Consider the following 1686-nt stretch of genomic DNA (forward strand, 5'->3'; position numbering starts at 1 on the left):
TGTCCGCGCCGTCACGGCTTGTGTGGACCAACGAAGAGGACGGAGGCCAGACGGTGACGACGGCCACGTTCGCCGAGGCCGAGGGATCGACGACGGTCGTGGTCAGCAACCTCTACCCGTCGAAGGAGGCCCTGGAATCTGACGGGGCCACGGCGGCCATGCCGGAGGCCTTCGACCAGCTCGACAGTTTGCTGGCCAGTCTGCCTCACGGGTAGGCGTCACCCAGAGGTCGGTGAGGCCGTGTCGCGGGCCTGGTCAGGGACGCCCGGCCTCCTTCGGGAGGCCATACTGCCGGACTGCCGGCAATGGGTGGTGGGCGGTACAGGATTTGAACCTGTGACCCCTTCGGTGTGAACGAAGTGCTCTACCGCTGAGCTAACCGCCCGGAAGGCGTGAGGATACCCGACGGCGCGACAGGGTAAGACCGCCGAATGGTCGTCAGGGCGGCGGTGCTGGAGGCGGTGGGGCGGGCGTTCGAGGTCCAGGAGCTGGACTTGGCGGAGCCGCAGGCGGGAGAAGTGCTTGTCCGGATGGCGGCGACGGGGGTATGCCATAGCGACTGGCACCTGGTCACGGGGGACACGAGGCACCCGACGCCGTGCGTGCCGGGTCACGAGGGGGCGGGTGTCGTCGAGCGGGTCGGCCCCGGAGTCGCGACTCTGTCGGCGGGTGACCCGGTGGCCCTGAACTGGGCGCCAAGTTGCGGGCACTGCTTCTACTGCCAGGCGGGCCGCCCGAGCCTGTGCGAGGCTTACACCGGGCCCATCTGGGCGGGGACCATGCTGGACGGGACGACCCGGTTTTCACGTCGAGGGTGCCCTATCTACCACTACAGCGCCTTAGCGTGCTTCGCCGAGCGTGTCGTCGTGCCGTGGCAGTGCTGCGTCCCGATGCCTGGCGCCGTCCCCCTGCCGGTCGCCGCGCTGATCGGCTGTGCGGTGACGACCGGCGTCGGTGCGGTGCTCAACACGGCCAGGGTCCCTGCCGGCGCCAGCGCGGCCGTCTTTGGTGTCGGCGGGGTCGGGCTCAGCACGGTCATGGGGTTGGTGTTGGCGGGGGCGGCCACCATCGTCGCGGTCGACCGGCACGATAGCCGACTCGACCAGGCGACGGCCTTCGGCGCGACTCACCGGCTCCGGTCTGGACCGGACACCAACGAGGCGTTGCGCCGACTGACCGGAGGCCGCGGGCCTGACTATGTCTTCGAGGCGGTCGGATCGCCTGCCCTGCAGGAGCAGGCGCTTGACGCGGTGCGTCCAGGGGGGACGGTGGTGCTCAGCGGCATCTCGCCGGTGGGGTCGGCGACGAACCTTCCCGGGGCCGTGTTGGTGCGGCAAGAGAAGACGGTGATGGGGAGCTACTACGGCACCGCCGACGCGGCCCGCGACTTTCCCCTCTATGCGGGCCACTACCTGGCGGGGCGTCTGCCGCTCGACCAACTCGTGAGCCGGACGTACTCCCTTGACGAGATCAACGTGGCCTACCAGGACATGCTCCAAGGCCGTGTGGCGCGCGGGGTCGTCGTCTTCTGACTTTCCCGCGGCCGACAAAAGCATTCTTGTGTCAGACGAACCTGTACCAATTGAGTATGCAACGATTGCCGCAAAACGATCAATTGGTTCTCAAATTGGCATAGGGAATATCGATCTCATGACCGAAATAACGTTACGGTCATGAGAAAACTAC

Annotated in this window: 2 protein-coding genes and 1 tRNA gene; 2 read left to right on the forward strand and 1 reads right to left on the reverse strand. The window is 67.3% G+C overall.

Annotated features, from left to right (window positions below; translation table 11 throughout):
• A partial coding sequence (locus tag KF857_13060) for an SRPBCC domain-containing protein (protein MBX3112922.1) occupies positions 1–215 on the forward strand: 215 nt, incomplete at its 5' end.
• Between the two features lie 95 nt (positions 216–310).
• On the opposite strand, the gene KF857_13065 is transcribed toward KF857_13060, so the two are convergent.
• Positions 311–385: transfer RNA gene (locus KF857_13065), tRNA-Val, on the reverse strand.
• A 46-nt stretch (positions 386–431) separates the two neighbouring features.
• Between KF857_13065 and KF857_13070 the strand changes: the two genes are divergently transcribed.
• On the forward strand, positions 432–1532 hold the full coding sequence (locus tag KF857_13070) for a Zn-dependent alcohol dehydrogenase (GenBank protein ID MBX3112923.1): 1101 nt from the start codon (positions 432–434) through the stop codon (positions 1530–1532).
• The last annotated feature ends 154 nt before the right edge of the window (positions 1533–1686 follow it).

The sequence above is a fragment of the Fimbriimonadaceae bacterium genome (assembly GCA_019638795.1).
In the GTDB taxonomy this organism is placed as follows: domain Bacteria; phylum Armatimonadota; class Fimbriimonadia; order Fimbriimonadales; family Fimbriimonadaceae; genus JAHBTB01.

What these genes read in the sequence shown, in the direction of transcription:
- KF857_13070 (MBX3112923.1), top strand. Translation starts at nt 432, where the DNA reads ATGGTCGTCAGGGCGGCGGTGCTGGAGGCGGTGGGGCGGGCGTTCGAG.